Annotated in this window: 16 protein-coding genes; 8 read left to right on the forward strand and 8 right to left on the reverse strand. The window is 69.3% G+C overall.

The genetic code is table 11. The features are described 5' to 3' along the window. Positions 1-57: 57 nt before the first annotated feature. Positions 58-1,086 carry a class II fructose-bisphosphate aldolase gene (gene fbaA / locus O1W71_RS00585; RefSeq protein ID WP_269266115.1) on the reverse strand — a complete coding sequence of 343 codons (1,029 nt, stop codon included), beginning with the start codon at positions 1,084-1,086 and terminating at the stop codon, positions 58-60. 210 nt (positions 1,087-1,296) lie between these two features. Between fbaA and glpX the strand changes: the two genes are divergently transcribed. Together glpX and O1W71_RS00595 are read left to right on the forward strand one after the other, a co-directional pair. Further along, positions 1,297-2,286, forward strand: a complete 990-nt coding sequence (glpX, locus tag O1W71_RS00590; protein WP_114589611.1) for a class II fructose-bisphosphatase — start codon at positions 1,297-1,299, stop codon at positions 2,284-2,286. Between the two features lie 131 nt (positions 2,287-2,417). Continuing rightward, positions 2,418-2,600, forward strand: coding sequence for a UDP-N-acetylmuramyl pentapeptide phosphotransferase (locus O1W71_RS00595; protein WP_240309861.1), 183 nt, complete (start codon positions 2,418-2,420; stop codon positions 2,598-2,600). A gap of 39 nt (positions 2,601-2,639) precedes the next feature. On the opposite strand, the gene O1W71_RS00600 is transcribed toward O1W71_RS00595, so the two are convergent. Next, positions 2,640-3,887: a DNA recombination protein RmuC gene (locus O1W71_RS00600; RefSeq protein WP_269266116.1), complete on the reverse strand. Its 1,248-nt coding sequence runs from the start codon at positions 3,885-3,887 to the stop codon at positions 2,640-2,642. A gap of 99 nt (positions 3,888-3,986) precedes the next feature. Between O1W71_RS00600 and O1W71_RS00605 the strand changes: the two genes are divergently transcribed. Further along, positions 3,987-4,649, forward strand: a complete 663-nt coding sequence (locus O1W71_RS00605; RefSeq protein ID WP_269266117.1) for a DUF6226 family protein — start codon at positions 3,987-3,989, stop codon at positions 4,647-4,649. A 250-nt stretch (positions 4,650-4,899) separates the two neighbouring features. On the opposite strand, the gene O1W71_RS00610 is transcribed toward O1W71_RS00605, so the two are convergent. Together O1W71_RS00610 and O1W71_RS00615 are read right to left on the reverse strand one after the other, a co-directional pair. Further along, positions 4,900-6,294, reverse strand: a complete 1,395-nt coding sequence (locus O1W71_RS00610; RefSeq protein ID WP_269266118.1) for an HNH endonuclease signature motif containing protein — start codon at positions 6,292-6,294, stop codon at positions 4,900-4,902. A gap of 73 nt (positions 6,295-6,367) precedes the next feature. Next, on the reverse strand, positions 6,368-6,964 hold the full coding sequence (locus O1W71_RS00615; protein WP_269266119.1) for an exonuclease domain-containing protein: 597 nt from the start codon (positions 6,962-6,964) through the stop codon (positions 6,368-6,370). 109 nt (positions 6,965-7,073) lie between these two features. Between O1W71_RS00615 and ychF the strand changes: the two genes are divergently transcribed. The 3 genes from ychF to O1W71_RS00630 all read left to right on the forward strand — a co-directional run bounded on the left by ychF (position 7,074) and on the right by O1W71_RS00630 (position 9,287). Next, on the forward strand, positions 7,074-8,153 hold the full coding sequence (gene ychF, locus O1W71_RS00620) for a redox-regulated ATPase YchF (protein ID WP_269266120.1): 1,080 nt from the start codon (positions 7,074-7,076) through the stop codon (positions 8,151-8,153). A 52-nt stretch (positions 8,154-8,205) separates the two neighbouring features. Then, entirely contained in the window at positions 8,206-8,649 is a 444-nt protein-coding gene (locus O1W71_RS00625; protein ID WP_269266121.1) for a hypothetical protein, read from the forward strand. Between the two features lie 98 nt (positions 8,650-8,747). Next, positions 8,748-9,287 (forward strand): Dps family protein, encoded by a 540-nt coding sequence (locus tag O1W71_RS00630; protein ID WP_269266122.1) that lies wholly within the window; start codon positions 8,748-8,750, stop codon positions 9,285-9,287. A gap of 87 nt (positions 9,288-9,374) precedes the next feature. On the opposite strand, the gene O1W71_RS00635 is transcribed toward O1W71_RS00630, so the two are convergent. Beyond that, positions 9,375-10,415, reverse strand: a complete 1,041-nt coding sequence (locus tag O1W71_RS00635) for an alcohol dehydrogenase catalytic domain-containing protein (RefSeq protein WP_269266123.1) — start codon at positions 10,413-10,415, stop codon at positions 9,375-9,377. A 66-nt stretch (positions 10,416-10,481) separates the two neighbouring features. Beyond that, entirely contained in the window at positions 10,482-10,844 is a 363-nt protein-coding gene (locus tag O1W71_RS00640; RefSeq protein WP_112614994.1) for a hypothetical protein, read from the reverse strand. 192 nt (positions 10,845-11,036) lie between these two features. Between O1W71_RS00640 and O1W71_RS00645 the strand changes: the two genes are divergently transcribed. Next, the gene (locus tag O1W71_RS00645) at positions 11,037-11,297 is read left to right on the forward strand and encodes a hypothetical protein (RefSeq protein ID WP_269266124.1); all 261 of its coding nucleotides are present in this window, start codon (positions 11,037-11,039) and stop codon (positions 11,295-11,297) included. Between the two features lie 391 nt (positions 11,298-11,688). On the opposite strand, the gene O1W71_RS00650 is transcribed toward O1W71_RS00645, so the two are convergent. Further along, a complete protein-coding gene (locus O1W71_RS00650) occupies positions 11,689-12,087 on the reverse strand; it encodes a glucose-6-phosphate dehydrogenase (protein WP_269266125.1) in 399 nt (132 codons plus the stop codon). Between the two features lie 167 nt (positions 12,088-12,254). On the opposite strand from O1W71_RS00650, the gene O1W71_RS00655 reads away from it, so the two are divergent. After that, positions 12,255-13,169, forward strand: coding sequence for an alcohol dehydrogenase catalytic domain-containing protein (locus O1W71_RS00655; RefSeq protein ID WP_269266126.1), 915 nt, complete (start codon positions 12,255-12,257; stop codon positions 13,167-13,169). 49 nt (positions 13,170-13,218) lie between these two features. Here the strand turns inward: O1W71_RS00655 and O1W71_RS00660 are convergent, their stop codons facing one another. Next, complete coding sequence (locus tag O1W71_RS00660; protein ID WP_269266127.1) at positions 13,219-13,767, reverse strand: type 1 glutamine amidotransferase domain-containing protein; 549 nt, start codon at positions 13,765-13,767, stop codon at positions 13,219-13,221. Positions 13,768-14,053 lie beyond the last annotated feature (286 nt).

Raw genomic sequence — 14,053 nt, forward strand, 5'->3', positions numbered from 1 at the left:
CGACAGAACGGCGCCCCGCGAACGAGTTCGCGAGGCGCCGTTTCGTGTGGTCGCCGGTCAGCTCTGGGACTGGCCGAACGAGCCGAGCTGCTTCGTCGCCTCGACGACGCGAGCGGCCATCGCCGACTCGGCCTTCTTGCCCCAGGCGCGCGGGTCGTAGGCCTTCTTGTTGCCGACCTCGCCGTCGACCTTCAGGACGCCGTCGTAGTTCTGGAACATGAAACCGGCGACCGAACGCGTGAATGCGTACTGCGTGTCGGTGTCGATGTTCATCTTCACGACACCGTTCGCGACGGCGAGGGCGATCTCCTCGTCGGTCGAGCCGCTGCCGCCGTGGAAGACGAGGTCGAGGGGCTTCTCGCCGGTGCCGAACTTCGACGCGATGCCGGCCTGGATCTCGCCGAGCAGCTCGGGCTTGAGCTTGACGTTGCCCGGCTTGTAGACGCCGTGGACGTTGCCGAAGGTGAGAGCGGCGATCCAGCGGCCCTGGTCACCGAGCCCGAGAGCCTCGACGACCTGGGAGACGTCACCGGTCGTGGTGTAGAGGGCGTCGTTCGAGCCCTCGTGCTGCACGCCGTCCTCTTCGCCGCCGACGACGCCGATCTCGACCTCGAGGATCGCGCGGATCGCCTTGATGCGGGGCAGCAGCTCCTTGGCGATCTCGATGTTCTCGGCGAGCGGCACGGCCGAGCCGTCCCACATGTGCGACTGGAAGATCGGCTGACCGCCGTCGGCGACGGCCTCCTCGGATGCCGAGATGAGCGGCAGCAGGAAGTCGTCGAGGGCGGGCTTCGGGCAGTGGTCGGTGTGGAGCGCGACCGTGACGGGGTAGTTCTTGGCGACCTCGTGGGCGAACTTCGCGAAGGCGAGCGCACCGGTCGCTCGGCCCTTGACGGTGTGTCCGGCGAAGTAGTCGGCGCCGCCGGTCGTGACCTGGATGATGCCGTCGGAGCCGGCCTCGGTCAGGCCCTGGAGAACGGCGTTGATGGACTGCGAGCTGGCGGCGTTGATGGCGGGGTAGGCGAAACCACCGGCCTTCGCGCGATCCAGCATCTCTGCGTACTGTTCGGGGGTGGCGATGGGCATGAGAGCTCCTCAAATCGGCGGTGTTACCGAGCCCACTTTATCGAAGGCCGCCCTCGCCGTCCGCGGGGCGGCCGGAGAAACGACGCTGCTTGTTGTCACGTGTTCGCGACGCGGCTGGATGTACGGATTCGTTAAGAATCCCGATTCCTTCGTGGGGGCGCGGCCGAAAGCGGCGGATCCTCGCGCCTGCCCGCACCTATGCTGTGGCGCATGGTGAGTTTGACCGCCGACATGAGTCCGCTGCATCCCGATCGAAACCTCGCGCTCGAGCTCGTGCGCGCGACAGAGGCGGCGGCGATCCGTTCGGTGCCGTTCATCGGCCGCGGGCAGAAGGAGCTCGCCGACGGAGCTGCGGTCGACGCGATGCGCGCGTTCCTCACGACGGTGAACTTCGACGGCGTCATCGTCATCGGCGAGGGCGAGAAGGATGCCGCACCCATGCTCTTCAACGGCGAGAAGGTCGGCACCGGTCGCGGACCCCAGGCCGACATCGCCGTGGATCCGATCGACGGCACGACCCTCACCGCGGAGGGTCGCAACAACGCGCTCTCGGTCATCGCGGTAGCCGACCGGGGCGCGATGCTCGACGCCTCGTCGGTGTTCTACATGGACAAGCTCGTCACCGGCCCCGCGGGTGTCGGCGTCGTCGACATCCGACTGCCCATCGCCGAGAACATCCGGCGGCTCGCGAAGGCTCTCGGCAAGCCTGTCGACGAACTGGTGGTCTCGGTCCTCAACCGTCCGCGTCACGCGCAGCTGATCCAGGAGATCCGGGATGCCGGCGCGGGCACGCGGCTGATGAGCGACGGCGACGTCGCGGGTGGGATCAACGCGGCGCGGCACAACGCGCGCACGGACATGTGCGTGGGCGTCGGCGGCAGTCCGGAGGGCATCGTCACCGCGTGCGCCATCAAGGCCCTCGGCGGTCACATCCAGGGCCGGTTGTGGGCGCGCGACGACGACGAGAAGCAGCGCGGCATCGACGCCGGGCTCAGCCTCGACGGTCACGTCTACGAGGCCGACGATCTCGTCCGCGGCAAGAACACGATCTTCGTCGCGACCGGTGTGACCAACGGCGAGCTCGTCGGGGGCGTTCGGCGTGAAGGCGACTACGTGTATACGGAGAGCGTGGTGCTGCGCGGCGCGTCGGGGACGCTGCGCCGGATCACCTCGGAGCACCTCACATCCAAGTGGCTCTGAACTCGGGCGGGTAACTATCACGACACGACTGCGTGTCAACCACTGATGCTCTCAGCAAGGCTCTGTCACAATGGGCAGCGGTATCAACGGCGATGACCACCCTCATGTCAGCACCCGGGAGAACCATGTCGATGACAGCAAACAACCCGCCGACCGGCCAGGTCGCGGTGACGATCGACCCCGCTCGACGTCCGGACGTGCTGCTGCGTCGGCGCCACCCCGAGGGACATCAGATGAGTGCCTGGTGGATGATCGGCGCCTTCCTCGCCGTCTCCGTCGCCGTCGTCGGCCTCGTCAACATGTTCCCGGCCTGACCGGACAGCTCGCTTCCCTTCCCCGGCGCCGCCGCCGCGTCACAGCCGTTCGCGAAGCTCGCCGACGTCCGCGCTGAGCAGCTCGGGAGCCGTCGTCATCCGCGTCGACGTCTCGATCGGGCTCGGCGCGCTCGTTGCCTCGAGCCGTGTCTCGTCGATCCCCGGGAACTTCCGCGCCGTCACGAGCACCCTGCTCTCGAGCGTGCCCACGAACTTGTTGTAGGACTCGACCGTCCGCTCGATCGCACGGCGCAGGTCGCCGGCGTGAGAGGCGAGCCCGCCGAGACGCTGGTACAGCTCGTTGCCGAGGTCGAACAGGCGCCGGGCTTCGTCGGAGACATCCTGCTGAGTCCAGGTGTATGCCACGGTCTTCAGCACCGCCCACAGGTTGACCGGTGATGCGAGTGCGACGCGCCGGCTGAAGGCGTAGTCGAGCAGCGCGGGGTCTTCGTCGAGCGCCGCGGCGAGAAGCGACTCGCTCGGGATGAAGCACACGACGAACTCGGGACTCGAGCTCAGGCCCTGCCAGTAGGCCTTCTTCGCCAGCGCGTCGACGTGGGCGCGCACCGCTTTGACGTGGGCGGTCAGCAGCGCCTTTCGGCGCCGAGCGTCCTCGCCCTGTGCCGTCACGGGGATAGCGCTCGCCTCGAGGTAGGAGTCGAGCGGCACCTTGGCGTCGACCGCGAGCGCTTTGTCGCCGGGAAGGCGGACGATCAGGTCGGGGCGCCCCGCGCCGCTGTCGGACGAGATGCTGGACTGCAGCTCGAAGTCGACGTAGCGGGTGAGGCCGGCGGACTCGACGATGCGTCGCAGCTGCGTCTCGCCCCAGACGCCGCGGGCCGCGCTCGAGCGCAGGGCGCCGGCGAGCGACTCCGTCGTCGAACGCAGCGCCTCGTCGGTCTCGCGTCCGAGTCGCAGCTGTTCCGCGACCGAACCGAACTGCTCGCTGCGTTCGCGTTCGAGGAGCTCGACCTTGGCCTGCATCGCTTGCAGCGACTCCTGGACGGGGGCGAGCGCTCGCAAGACCGCCTGCTCGCGGCGTTCGCGTTCGTCGCGAGCGGCCTGGTCGAGCCGCGCCTGGATTCCCAGCTCGCGCTGCAGTTCGCGCTGTCGTTCCAGTTGCTCGGCGTGGGCGTCGCGCTCGGCCTCCGCGACGGCCGCGCGAGCCTCGAGACGGACTCGGTCGGCTGCTCCCTCGCGTGAGGCGCGAGCGGTGCCCGCGAACCAGCCGCCGGCGGCCGCGATCGCGGCGACGACGATGATGATGAAGACGAGAGCGGCGTCCATGTGTCCAGGATGCCGGGTGCCTCCGACATCGCCCGGAGGCGGGCCGCCCCGGAGCGGCACTTTCCGCGCCGGGGCGGCCGGTTGCGCGAGGATGTCGGTATGAACGGCTACGTGCGTCCGGCCATCGACACGCCGGTGTTCCGCGATGCCGACGGGGAGGTGATCCCGTACGGCAACCGTTGGCCGGGCTCGCCACCCGAAGAGACATACTCGGTCGACACGCATCCGGAGCGCTTCGCGCCGTTGCACGCCGTCGCCGATGCCCTCATCGCGTACCTGCGCGAGACCTTCGAGATCGAGGTCGAGGACGGCGTCCACGTCGCCGAAGATCTGAACAGTCCCAGCTCCTTCGATGTGCTCCGTGCGGTGCGCCTGCGCCCGGCCGATCCGCGGTGCGCGCCCGTCACTTTCGTGTTCGACGCGTATCCGGGGCTTTCGGTGCACTCGGGACTGCTGTTCGACGCTCACTACCCGCTCTGCGGTTGCGATGCGTGCGACGAGGAATGGCAGACGGTCGCAGGCGAACTCGAGCAGCACGTCTTCGCGGTCGTGACCGGCAACTTCCGCGAGGCCGTCGTGCCTGACGTCGAGCTTCCGGTGCAGCACGCCTTGACCTTCCCGGAGGGAGGCGCGTCCGGCCAATCGCGTGCGGAGGGCTTTCCGCCAGAACGGCTCGCCCGGGCCCGTGAGGTGCTCGGCACAGTGGCGGACGGGTGGGAGCCGTGGCCGCGTTCTCAGGAGTCGCTGGTGGGCGGTGCGTAGTCCGCACCCCCGCGGGGCGCCGACACGGAGCCACGAAACGGCCACGCCGAGCCGGCGACCACCGCTGCCCGAACGATGGTCTCGTCAGAACCGTGGAAGTCGGGGTCGGGTGGGTCTGTGCACGCTGAATCGGTGACCGGTACGACGGAGCGGCGAGCTGCGCACGCCCGAGTCCGCGAGCAAGCGCAAGCCGAACCCGCGTCCCGTGCACGTTGACCGTGCGGCCAGCGCCGACCGGACGGCCGACTGGTCAGAACGGCGGTGGTCCTGTGTCGGGTGGGTCTGTGGTGGTGAAGGCGACGAGGGGTAGTGGTGCGTCTTCGCGGTAGATCCGGCCGGTGGGTGAGGTCCATACGAGCCGGCCACCCGGGAGTTGTCGGACGTGCCATCGGGTGTGGTGTTTGACGTCGTGGTGTCTCTTGCAGAGGTTCGCGAGGTTGCACACGTGCGTCGCCCCTCCGTCGGATGCTGCGATGGTGTGGTCCAACTCGCACCGGATCGCGGGTTGCCGGCATCCGGGGAACCGGCAGTGCCGGTCCCGTGCCCGTAGCAGTCGCACCATGGCGGCGGTGGGCCGGTAGGTGTCGCATTCGAGCACCGTCCCGGTGACGGGGTGGGTGAGCAGCCGGTCCCACGAGGTCGCGTTGCCCGCGAGTTCGCGTGCGGTGTTCGCGTCGATGGGGGAGCGCCCCGCCAGATCCGCGGGCCCTTCATCTTGGCCCATCAGCGTGAGTGCCGACACGGCCACCTGCACGTGCGCGCGGATCGCCCCGAGCGTTCCGTTGCCGTCACCGGTGCCAGTCGGGTCGAGGGCCGGCGACCCGGCGAGGAGGAGGTCGGAGAACACGTCGGCGCGGACCTGGTCGATAGTGCGGCCGTCGTCGACGAACGACGACCCGTCGCGAATCGTCGTGTCGGCATCGGGTGAGCCGCCGTTTGAGTCGGCTCGAGTGTCAGGCGTGCCAGGCGCACCAGCCTGAGCCCGCGCGTTGATGATCTCCCGCGCCTGCCGCGTCAGCCGGTCCACGATCCCGTCCGCGATCACCGTCGGCAGCGTCGCGATGAGATCGGACATCCCATCCGAGGTGGCCTGCACCCGCACACACCGCCCGGCCGCGGCCTCCTTGTGCCGCTCGGTGAACGTGCGCGGCTGCATCCGCTCCGCGATCATCCGCAACCCGTCGCGCACCCGGTTCGGGGTCTCGCCCTCGCACCGCTCGACCGCGATCCGTTCGAAATCCTCGCGATCCTCCACGGGCACGAGGCATCCGACTTCCTGGATCACCCGCACATGCCCGCGGACGATTCGTCCGGCCTCCCAGGCCGCCATCGTCACCGGGTAGTTCTCGACCAGGTCCCGGGCTTCGTCGATGCGGCGCTGCAGGGTCCGGTCGGTCGCCACGAAGACTCCGGCGAGCTCAGCCGCGATGCCGCGCAGAGCCATCTCGCGCGCCTTGACCTTCTCCGGTGCTCCGGCGGACTGGGACTCGGCCAGCTGGCCGGCGGCAGCGAGGAGACGGACCTCGCGGACCTGTGCCGCGCGTGCGGCATCCGCTATGCCCTCGGCATCCGCGACCAGCTGAGCCAGGGCGTCGACGTCTGCGTCGCTGCCCATCCTGCCGCCGAGTCCGCCATTCGAATGCATGTTCGAATCATGTCATGGACCTCCGACATCGTGCCGGAACCTTCCACAGGCCCGCGAACGACCATAGACTCCGTCAGGCCGGGCTGAGCTGCGAAGCCCCGATCGGCTCGTGCTCGGGCACGCGCACCCCCAGCAGCATCGCGAGTTCGACGAGATCGTGCGCGCCGGCCCGGCGAGCCGCGTCGATGGTGATGTGTGCGCACGCGAGCGCGTCAGCGAGAGCATCGTGATGCGCGAAGTCGAGGAACCCGACGGCAGCAGCAACGAGCGGCAGCCGGTAGGAATCGAGCTGATACGTCTTCCGTGCCAGCTGCACGCTGCACACTGAGCGGATCGCCGGGAGTGCGGCATCCGTCGCCTCGCACGCGCGGCGCAGCACGGCCATGTCGAATCCGGCGTTGTGTGCCACGAGTACGTCGTCGCCGATGAAGTCGAGAAGGCGGGGGAGTTGTGCGACCCAGCCGGGGGCATGCTCCACCGCATCGGCGGTGATGCCGTGAATGGAGACGTTGATGTCGAAGAAGCGGTCGTGGCCCGACGGCGGCCGGATCAACCAGCCGTCCGAGGCGACGACCTCACCGTCGCGAACGCGGACGAGTCCGACCGAGCACGCGGATGCGCTGGAGGAGTTCGCCGTCTCGAAGTCGATCGCGGTGAAGTCCAGTGCCACGGGACAAGGGTCACCCGTGTCCGGAGCACGAGAAGGGAGGCGCGCCGCCGAGCCGGGCGATCCGAAGAGGTCGGAGGCGATGTCGGAGGGCCACGTAGACTGGATGCCCGTGGCTCTCACCATCGGAATCGTAGGACTGCCCAACGTCGGCAAGTCGACCCTCTTCAACGCCCTGACCAAGAACCAGGTTCTCGCGGCGAACTACCCGTTCGCGACGATCGAGCCGAACGTCGGCGTGGTGAACCTCCCCGACCCGCGCCTGAAGGTGCTGGCCGAGATCTTCCACTCCGAGCGCATCCTTCCCGCCGCGGTGTCGTTCGTCGACATCGCCGGCATCGTGCGCGGTGCGTCGGAGGGCGAGGGGCTGGGCAATCAGTTCCTCGCGAACATCCGTGAGGCCGACGCCATCGCGCAGGTCGTCCGCGGCTTCGCAGACGACGACGTCGTGCACGTCGAGGGCGCCGTGAACCCGCAGAACGACATGGAGACCATCAACGCCGAGCTGCAGCTCGCCGATCTCCAGACCCTCGAGAAGGCGATCACGCGCTACGAGAAGGAAGTTCGCGGCAAGAAGCTCGATCCTTCCGTGCTCGAGTCCGCCAAGGCGGCTCAGGATGCCCTTCAGCGCGGCGAGCTGCTGTCGGGAGCCGACTCCAAGATCGACCTCTCGCCCATCAAGGAGCTCGGCCTGCTGACCGCCAAGCCCTTCATCTTCGTCTTCAACGTCGACGAGGCCGTACTTACGGATGAGGCGCGCAAGGCGGAACTCGCCGCGCTCGTCGCTCCCGCCCAGGCGGTGTTCCTCGACGCGAAGATCGAGTCGGAGCTCATCGACCTCGACCCCGAGGAAGCAGCCGAGCTGCTCGCCTCGACCGGTCAGGACGAGTCGGGCCTCGACCAGCTCGCGCGCATCGGGTTCGACACGCTGGGCCTGCAGACCTACCTGACCGCGGGTCCGAAGGAAGCGCGCGCCTGGACGATCGGCAAGGGCTGGAAGGCTCCGCAGGCTGCTGGCGTCATCCACACCGATTTCGAGAAGGGCTTCATCAAGGCCGAGGTCATCTCGTTCGAGGACCTGGTCGCGACCGGCTCGGTCGCCGAGGCCCGCGCGAAGGGCAAGGCGCGCCTCGAGGGCAAGGACTACGTCATGCAGGACGGCGACGTCGTGGAGTTCCGCTTCAACGTCTGACGCCCTGCCGCTATCGGTGAAGCCGACCGCCCACGGCTGGCACAATCGAGGCATGGCACGCGAGCGCGCCGGAGATCCGCAGTACGACGGGTCGCCCGGTGTCGACACGCCCACAGATGACACTCTGCGGGCGTACGACCGACGAATCGGAGCGCTCGTGATCGAAGACCAGGTCGTCGGTCATGTGGCGAGCGTCGTCCGCGAGATGCGATTTCCGTCGAGGCAGCGCTGGTTGTGGTTCACCGTCGTGTGGCCCGATGGATCGCGTGAGCTCCCCTTCGAGGACTACGGTCCTGGATGGCACACGGTTCGTGAGCTCGAGGCCGGGTACCTTGCTTACCACCTGCAAAGCACGGTGCACGAGCGGCGTCTGTTGGGCCGCCACTGGCTCTCAGCGAGGTGGGGTGCGTCGCAGACGTTCGGCGTGCGATGGCTCGAGGGAGACGTCGCCGCTCGTCGTTGGCTCGAACTCGGTCTTCGTGACGAAGACTTCTGAACACCCGTTACCAGCCCCCGCACGTTCCATCAACCGGTGGGCGCCGCGCCCTCGCCCTGCCTAGCGTGGATGTCATCTCGACTCGAGGAGGCAATACTATGGCCACGAACACCACCACCACGCGCAACAAGCGCCGCGCTTCCGGCGCCGGTCTGACGAACGAGCAGAACGCCGAGAGCGGCTTCCGCGCCTCGCAGAAGCTCAGCGAGAACACCCAGAAGGTGCTCGTCGACCTCATCGAGCTGTCGCTCCAGGGCAAGCAGGCGCACTGGAACGTCGTCGGACGCAACTTCCGCGACACCCACCTCCAGCTCGACGAGATCATCGACGCCGCTCGCGAGTTCGCCGACACCGTCGCCGAGCGCATGCGTGCGCTTCACGCCCTCCCGGACGGCCGCAGCGACACCGTCGCCGAGACCACGACGCTGCCCGAGTTCCCGCAGGGCGAGATCGACACCGCCGAGGTCATCGACCTGATCACCGAGCGCCTCGAGGCCACGATCGGCACCTGCCGCGAGGTCCACGACGAGGTCGACGAGGAAGACCCCACGACCGCCGACATCCTGCACTCGATCCTCGAGCGTCTCGAGCAGCTCGCCTGGATGGTCAGCGCCGAGAACCGCAAGCCCCAGGGCTGAGCGAAAGCCCCGGCCGGGCAGACCCGGCGCCGAAGACCCCGCCTCGCGACCATCCGGCCCGGGCGGGGTCTTCGCATACCGCGCGCGTCAGGCCAGCCGCGGATCGATCATCGTCATGCCCGCCGCCGCCGCGGTATCCATGTCCGGCAGCAGTCGCGCACCATCCTCCAGCCCGACCACTCGCTGCACGAGGTCCTGCGGGCGCAGGCTGCCGTCGTTGATCAGCGCCATCATCCCGGGGTAGTCCACGGCGGCCATGCCGTGGCTGCCGAGCAGATCGATCTCCCAGGCGATGACCCGGGCCAGGGGAGCGGCGCTGCGACCGGATGCCGAGGGCAACAGCCCGATCTGCACATGACGTCCGCGGCGTCGAAGGCTCAGGATGGCATCGGATGCCGTCTGCTCGCTGCCGACGGCGTCGACCGAGACGTGACTGCCGCCGCCGGTCAGCTCGTGGACGAGCGCAGGGATGTCGCGACCGTCTGCAGCGAGAACATGCTCAGCGCCGAGTTCCGACGCCGTCCGCAAAGCGGCGGTCGAGCGGTCGATCGCGATCACGCGCGCCCCGAGCGCACGTGCGATCATCACCGCGCTCAGGCCCACCCCGCCCGCGCCGACGATCGTGATCCACTCGCCGCCGCTCAGGGTCGCCCGGGCGATCAGCGCGCGGTACGCCGTGGCGAAGCGGCATCCCAGCGCCGCCGCGGCTTCGAACGAGACACCGTCGGGGATGCCGACGAGGTTGACGTCGGCGGCCGGCACGATCACCCGCTCGGCGAACGAGCCGGCGTAGGTGAAGCCGGGCTGCTGCTGGTGCGGGCAGACCTGAGCATCGCCGCGTGCGCACCACTCGCATCGACCGCAGCCGATCACGAACGGCGTCGTGACGCGATCACCCACCTGCCAGCCCGCGACTTCCGCACCGACCTCGGAGATGACACCTGAGAACTCATGCCCGGGGGTGTGGGGGAGTGCGATGTCGTCGTGGCCGGCCCAGGCGTGCCAGTCGCTCCGACAGAGGCCGGTGGCGCGCACCGACACCACCACCCCGTCGGCGGGGACGCTCGGATCGGCCACCTCGCGAACCGTCACCGGCCCGCGGATGCTGTCCATGACCATCGCTCGCACGTTCGGCCACGCTACGCCATCGAGCGAGTCAGCGCCGCACGGTCGACGGCAGTGTGACGCGAAAGGTCAGGCGTCGCGGAAGCCCTCGAGGTCGGGATCCCACTGTGCGGGTGCCTCGTCGTCGAGGGCATAGAGGTGAGCGCCCTCGGAACGGCGCTGAGGGTAGCTCTCGTGCGCTCGAAGGTCTTCCGCCCCCTCGGAGAAGTCCGGTTCATCGGCGTCCCAGTCGATGGGGGCGGACAGCACGTCGTTGCCGACCCCGATGACGAGTTCGGCCTCATCGACACGCCCGCTCGGTTCGAGCACGATCGGAATCCGCACGGCTTCGGCGCGGCCGTAATTGGCGACCGCCGCCGTGAGCTCCACCAGTGCCTCCGCAACGTCATCCGTCGTGATCACCGTGTCGCCCGCGTACGTGATTCGTCTCATGACAACACTGTGTCGGCTAGCGCCGCCGGGCACATCGCACTTGCGCTGACGATCGTCATCGGATACGGCTCGCATCGGCCGAGGATCATTGCACGAGGCTCCCGGCTGGTCAACGCGCCTGACGCGATCGGCGGCGCTGCCTAGCGTGGTCGAGAGCGTCGGAATCGGCGCGCCGACAGCGAGGGAGACGTGATGAGCCAGCAGGACCCGGCGACCGACCAGGAACCGCTCTCCGAGCCGGAGGCGGTCCGGAAGGACATGCGCTACAGCCCGGCCAGCGACACCGAAACCCGTGAGAAGCAGGACGAGGCCCCGACCAGCCCCGACGCGGACGTCGACGACGATCTCGTGCGTGCGCGTCCGGGAACCGGCGGTCCCGACGATGTCGGCGACGTCGATGTGCCCGCCGAAGACCTCAATCTGCCGTGGCGCGACGACGAAGCGGGCGCCTGACACTCCACCGTCTGTTGGCGCGGGCGGTCAGTTCCACCCGACGGTGTTGAACCACTGAGCCCGGGCCTCGGCCTCGGCGGCATCCGTCGTGCCGCGGAAGGCGTCGTGGCGGTCGATGCGACCCTCGCTCAATTCGACGAAGGCCGTGCACACGGGGCACAGTCCCCGTCCGAAGGGAAACCCGCCGGGCAGTGTCGGCGACGGCTGCGCAGGTTCACCGCTGCCCGCGCATCGTGGCGGATCGGCCTGCGCGTCCGACCACATCTGCGACGTTCCGAGCCGGTTGTGCAGCCCCGCGTGTCCCCTTGGGCGGGTGCACAATGCCGATCCGCGGCGGGACCGGCACCACAGCGCGGTCGGATAGTTCGCGGCGGCCGGTTCGCTCACGCCGTCAGATCCGGATGCCGCAGACGCCGCACTCGCCCGCGGCGGACACCTCGACGAAGCAGTCCGGGCACATCGCGCGGACGACATCCGAGGGAGCGGGCGCCTTCGGAGTGCGCGGCGCTGCAGCGCGGGGCGCGGCACGTCGCGCGGGTGCCGAACGTGTCGCGACCGCGACGGGTTGCTTGCGCTCCGGAACGTGCGACTCGCAGTAGAACCGGACGAAGCCGCCGTGGTTGGTCGGGTGGCGGTGCTTGACCGCCCAGAGGTGGTCGCGATCATGGGCACCGGCGTCGGCGGGGCAGGCAGCGCATCTCGCGGGATCACCCGGCATGACGTCGGCGACGCGGTAGGGCGTCTCGTAGGTGAGGCGATCGCGCCAGTCGGCCGAGTCGACGATTCTCATGGTGGTCCTCTCCGGCACTCGCGCGCCGGATTCCAGCGTACCCGCGGCGCCGGGGAGGCGGTCCGCCCACCATCCGGTGAACATTCGCGAAACGGCGTGCGCCGCCGCGCCGCGGGCCCGGCGGCCTTTGCGACAGTGAGGGGGTCACCACGGGCGAGAGGGCGCGAATGGAACTGGCGACCCCGGCACCGATGGACGTGCTGCTGCGTCCTGCTGCACTGGCGCGCGCATGGATGGGGCCGGGCCGCGACCAGGAGACGATCGCCGTGCCCGGCGTCGTGCTCGGGCCGGGCGAGGTGCTCGTCCGTGTCGAGCTCGTCACGATCACCGAGGACGACATCGCGATCACGGACGGCGAGGAGCAATGCCCGGTGCCGACGGTCCTCGGCCGTGAGTTCGTCGGCAGGGTCGCGGCGCTCGGCGGCGCGGTCGCGGCGGCGGACGGCATTCCGCTCGAGCTCGGGGAGCGCGTCGTGAGCGCCGTGGGACCGCATGAGCGCATCGGAGCCCATCGCGAACTCGTGGGCGGCTTCGCGACGCACGTGCATCTGGTCACGGGCACGCCGATCGTCCGTGTGGGCGAGGCGCTCCCCGCCTGCATCCTGGCCCCCGTGTCGGGCGCGGTCGCGCGAGCGGCCGGGCTCGTGCGACGGCTGGAAGAGATCGCCGATCCGGAGGACCTCCTCGTGACCATCGCCGGCACCGGCGCCGATCCGCTCGCGCTGTCCGCCATGATCGCCGAGCGGGGTGGACGAGCGCGGCTCGCTTCAGCCGATCCGCGGGTCCGCGCCCGAGCCGAGCGCTTCGGCGCTGCGCTGGCCCCCGAGCACGTGCCCGAGACGGATCTGAGCGCGCGCTTCCGTACCGCGAGCGAAGCCTCATCGGAAACGACCCTGCGGGTCGGCGTGCCGACATCCGCCGACCTCGAGGCTGCCGTCGCCTTCATGCGCGCCCCGGGCACCCGCCGCTACCCGTTCGCCGACCTCGTCTCGACGCCCTTGCCGCTCGACCGGCTCGACGACGCGATCGAGCTTGCCCGGTCGGGTCGCCACCTGCGCGTGGCGATCGCCCCCGGAGCCTGAGCTCGCGGGGGCGATCGACGCCGCAGCGGCGGCGCGGGAGGCGGACAGGTCAGGCGGTCTGGCCCGAGTGCTTGCCTTCTTCGATCTCTTCGACGACCTTCGCGTTGAAGGCCGGGAGGTCATCGGGCGTTCGGCTCGAGACGAGGCCCTGGTCCACGACGACCTCCTCGTCGACCCAGGTGGCACCGGCGTTGACGAGGTCGGTGCGCAGGCTCGGGAAGCTCGTCAGGGTGCGGCCCGAGAGGACGTCGGCCTCGGTCAGGATCCACGCCGCGTGGCAGATCGCGCCAACGGGCTTGTGCTGTTCGAAGAACGCGCGCGCGAAGTCGACCGCGTTCGCGTCGAGTCGCAGGTTGTCGGCGTTGACGACGCCGCCCGGAAGCACGAGCGCGTCGTACTCGTCGGCCTCGGCATCCGCCGTGACGACGTCGACCTTCTGGGTGTGGCCGTTCTTGCCGGTGATCTCGCCCGATTCGGGGGCGATCATGACGACGGTCGCGCCCGCGTCGGAGACGGCCTGCCAGGGCGAGGTCAGCTCGCTGTCCTCGAAGCCGTCGGTTGCCAGGAATGCGATCTTCTTGCCATCGAGAGTGCTCATGTCGCCGACACTACGCGCGGCCGACGGCGGCTGCGACGCGCTTGACACGCTCCGCGACGCATGGTCCGCTGCGGGGTTACGATGGCGATATGTCCACAGCATCCACGCCCCAGCCTCAGACACTGCAGCCGGTTCCCGATGAGAAGAACTTGCTGGTCACCGCGAACGACGACGCAGGTTCCTGCTGCGGCGGAGGATGCTGCTCGACCTCCTGAACCTCGCCTCGAGGCGTACGACGAAGCCGCCGGTGCATGACGCACCCGGCGGCTTCGTCGTTCTCGCGCGA

Origin of the sequence: Microbacterium sp. H37-C3 (assembly GCF_027157935.1) — a bacterium.
Classification (GTDB): Bacteria; Actinomycetota; Actinomycetes; order Actinomycetales; family Microbacteriaceae; genus Microbacterium; species Microbacterium plantarum.

What these genes read in the sequence shown, in the direction of transcription:
- O1W71_RS00630 (WP_269266122.1), top strand. Translation starts at nt 8,748, where the DNA reads ATGGCCACGAACACCACCACCACGCGCAACAAGCGCCGCGCTTCCGGC.
- glpX (WP_114589611.1), top strand. Translation starts at nt 1,297, where the DNA reads ATGGTGAGTTTGACCGCCGACATGAGTCCGCTGCATCCCGATCGAAAC.
- O1W71_RS00640 (WP_112614994.1), bottom strand. Translation starts at nt 10,844, where the DNA reads ATGAGACGAATCACGTACGCGGGCGACACGGTGATCACGACGGATGAC.
- O1W71_RS00605 (WP_269266117.1), top strand. Translation starts at nt 3,987, where the DNA reads ATGAACGGCTACGTGCGTCCGGCCATCGACACGCCGGTGTTCCGCGAT.
- O1W71_RS00660 (WP_269266127.1), bottom strand. Translation starts at nt 13,767, where the DNA reads ATGAGCACTCTCGATGGCAAGAAGATCGCATTCCTGGCAACCGACGGC.
- O1W71_RS00625 (WP_269266121.1), top strand. Translation starts at nt 8,206, where the DNA reads ATGGCACGCGAGCGCGCCGGAGATCCGCAGTACGACGGGTCGCCCGGT.
- O1W71_RS00645 (WP_269266124.1), top strand. Translation starts at nt 11,037, where the DNA reads ATGAGCCAGCAGGACCCGGCGACCGACCAGGAACCGCTCTCCGAGCCG.
- O1W71_RS00655 (WP_269266126.1), top strand. Translation starts at nt 12,255, where the DNA reads ATGGAACTGGCGACCCCGGCACCGATGGACGTGCTGCTGCGTCCTGCT.
- fbaA (WP_269266115.1), bottom strand. Translation starts at nt 1,086, where the DNA reads ATGCCCATCGCCACCCCCGAACAGTACGCAGAGATGCTGGATCGCGCG.
- O1W71_RS00595 (WP_240309861.1), top strand. Translation starts at nt 2,418, where the DNA reads ATGACAGCAAACAACCCGCCGACCGGCCAGGTCGCGGTGACGATCGAC.
- O1W71_RS00600 (WP_269266116.1), bottom strand. Translation starts at nt 3,887, where the DNA reads ATGGACGCCGCTCTCGTCTTCATCATCATCGTCGTCGCCGCGATCGCG.
- O1W71_RS00610 (WP_269266118.1), bottom strand. Translation starts at nt 6,294, where the DNA reads ATGCATTCGAATGGCGGACTCGGCGGCAGGATGGGCAGCGACGCAGAC.
- O1W71_RS00650 (WP_269266125.1), bottom strand. Translation starts at nt 12,087, where the DNA reads ATGAGAATCGTCGACTCGGCCGACTGGCGCGATCGCCTCACCTACGAG.